At 78.7% G+C, this 761-nt stretch carries 1 protein-coding gene; it reads right to left on the reverse strand.

Annotation, left to right across the window (positions count from 1 at the left end):
- Nucleotides 1-761, reverse strand: a 761-nt coding sequence (locus tag E9529_RS21470) for a DUF222 domain-containing protein (RefSeq protein WP_236833284.1), incomplete at both ends; no start/stop codon positions are given.

Below are 761 nucleotides of genomic sequence, written 5' to 3' on the forward strand. Positions count from 1 at the left end.
CCGGTCATCGCGGGGCGGGAGGTGTCCCAGGGCCGCAGCACCAGCGCGGCGTGCGCCTCGGCCCGGAGCACCCCGATCGGGCGGTCGTCGCCACCGGTGCGGGCCAGCTGGGCGGCCTGGTCGATGGCCGACCACATCGCCGCCGCCACCGGCGAGGGCAGCTCGGTGGTCAGCGCCGACAGCCCGTCGGCGGTTCCGCGCACCCGCACCCCGGCCCGCGCCTGGGCCTCGATCCGCCGCTGCTCGGCGAACTCCTCGTCCGCGGCGATCGCGGCGGCCAGCAGGCGGGCGCGCAACCGGCCGGAGGACATCCCCGCCGCACCCGGCAGCAGGGCGGGGACCACGGCCGCGAGCACCTCGTCCGAGGCGTGCCCGAGCGCACCGGCGAACACCCGCGCGCGGAACCAGTCCAGCTCACCGGCGGCGCAGGCGGCCCAGACCGCGGGCATCCGCTGCACCAGCACGTAGGCGTCGTCGAGCACGCCGCTGGCGAACGGCCGGGAGCAGTTGAGCACCGCCGCGAGCTCGTCGGGCAGGAACTCGCTCGTTCCCGGCACCGGCGAACCCGGCCCGCGGCGGCGCGCACCGGGGTGCCCGGCAGGGGGGTCGTCGGTGTCGGGCCGGTCGGCGGCCAGCCCCATCACCAGCTCCGCCTCGTAGGCGGCGTCCATGGCCCGCCGCGCCTGCAGCCGCCGCAGCTCGGCGGCCTTCTCCGCGTCCGACAGCACCGCCACCGGCAACCGCGCGACCGTCGGCCGCAG

Origin of the sequence: Blastococcus sp. KM273128 (assembly GCF_021698975.1) — a bacterium.
Lineage (GTDB): Bacteria > Actinomycetota > Actinomycetes > Mycobacteriales > Geodermatophilaceae > Blastococcus.